This is a genomic window from Bariatricus sp. SGI.019 (assembly GCF_050315235.1).
In the GTDB taxonomy this organism is placed as follows: Bacteria; Bacillota; Clostridia; order Lachnospirales; family Lachnospiraceae; genus JAFBIX01.
The window spans coordinates 1-1685 of the sequence record NZ_JBNPOQ010000047.1 but is presented as its reverse complement, the minus strand read 5'-3'; the positions used below and the strand labels follow the sequence as shown (position 1 = coordinate 1685).

Here is a 1685-nt window from a genome sequence, read left to right as displayed (position 1 = left end):
AAGATAATATGAAGTGACCTCACGTTTGTAGGTTCGTGGATTTACCTGTAAACTGTTAATTGACAAGATTAATGGTAACAGGGATTACCGCATACAAAAGGAGGCCACTTATATGAAAAGAATAATACGAATCGGGATGGATGTCCATAGTACAAATTATACTTTATGCGCAATGGAGCCAATTATTGGAGAAGACGACAGGATTTTTGCAACGGTTGATGTAACACCAGATTACAAAAATATTTTGATGTTTATTGAGAATTTAAAAATGAAACTCGGTGTTGATAATCAGTATGATATTCAATGCGGATATGAAGCAGGATGTCTTGGATATTCTCTTTATAATCAGCTTACAGCAGCAAACGTTAAATGTGTGATTCTTGCACCAACTACTATGTTGACACCACAAGGAGTTCGTGTAAAAACAGATGCCAGAGACGCAAGGATGATTGCACAATGCTTGTCTTATGGAGGTTACCATGCGGTGTATGTTCCAACTGAAGATGATGATTCTGTAAAGGAATATATTCGTATGAGAGATGATCACAAAACAGCGTTAAAGAAGATAAAACAGCAGATTAGCGCATTTTGCTTACGTCATGGGCACCACTATGCCCAAAGTAAATGGACAATTGCTCACTGGAAGTGGTTGAAAAAACTAGAACTTTCTGCATTGTACCGTGAAGTGTTGGATGAATATATGATTTCATATGAAGAACAAACTGCAAAAATAGATAGACTTGATCAGAGGATTGAAGAACTGGCAGCCCAGGAAAAATATGCAGAAAAGGTAAAAAAACTGGAATGTTTTCTTGGGATTCAAACGCATACAGCATTATCACTGATTGTAGAAACCGGTGATTTTAAAAGATTTGCAAAAGGAAATATCTATGCAGCTTACTTGGGTCTAGCACCAGGAGAGGATTCCAGTGGACCAAAGACTAACAGAACCAGTCTGTCCAAAGCAGGGAATAGTCATTTGAGACAGTTATTGGTGGAAGCGGCAGGAGGAATTTGTAAGGGAACGATAGGTCATAAATCCAAAGCATTGAAAGCAAGACAGAATGGTAATACGGCAGAAGTAATCGCGTATGCTGATAAGGCGAATACAAGGTTGCGAAGTCGATACTATAAATTTATAAGACATGGTAAAGCAAGAAATGTAGCAGTAGCAGCAATAGCAAGAGAACTGGCATGTTTTGTATGGGGAATGATGACGGACAATATCAGCGTAAGGGCTGTATAAGTACATCATGCTCATCTGTCAGTCAAGAGCGCTACGCACCGCATTAGCGGCAGGCTCTTGACAGCCATCTGCCCATGATGAATTGGGCAAACAAGCAGAAATAAGCAGTAAACTGCAGATTTCTGCTGTCAAAAAAGTAACTAGTAAACCATTGACAGTATCTGGGAGGAGCCAAAATAACTTTAAAGGTTCGAGTTATTCGCGTCCTCGCTTTGTTGGCACGAAAAAATCGTGATCCACGTAGAAAGATAGCAGAACTCACGGCGGACCATTAGCCTGTAGGTAGCCAATCCACGAATAACAGAGTGGCCAAATGCCGGGAACTGTTAAATCTGGCTCTTTCCAGATGCTGTCAATCAACAAATGTGATAATTGTTAGGGGAAAGCTTCTTAATGCAAAATTTACTCTTGACAAGAGGTCACTTCATAACAGCGAGGA

1 protein-coding gene is annotated in these 1685 nt (G+C 39.8%); it reads left to right on the top strand.

From position 1 onward, the window contains the following. The first annotated feature begins 112 nt into the window (after positions 1 to 112). On the top strand, positions 113 to 1246 hold the full coding sequence (locus ACQRD1_RS14530; protein ID WP_235234323.1) for an IS110 family transposase: 1134 nt from the start codon (positions 113 to 115) through the stop codon (positions 1244 to 1246). The last annotated feature ends 439 nt before the right edge of the window (positions 1247 to 1685 follow it).

What these genes read in the sequence shown, in the direction of transcription:
- ACQRD1_RS14530 (WP_235234323.1), top strand. Translation starts at nt 113, where the DNA reads ATGAAAAGAATAATACGAATCGGGATGGATGTCCATAGTACAAATTAT.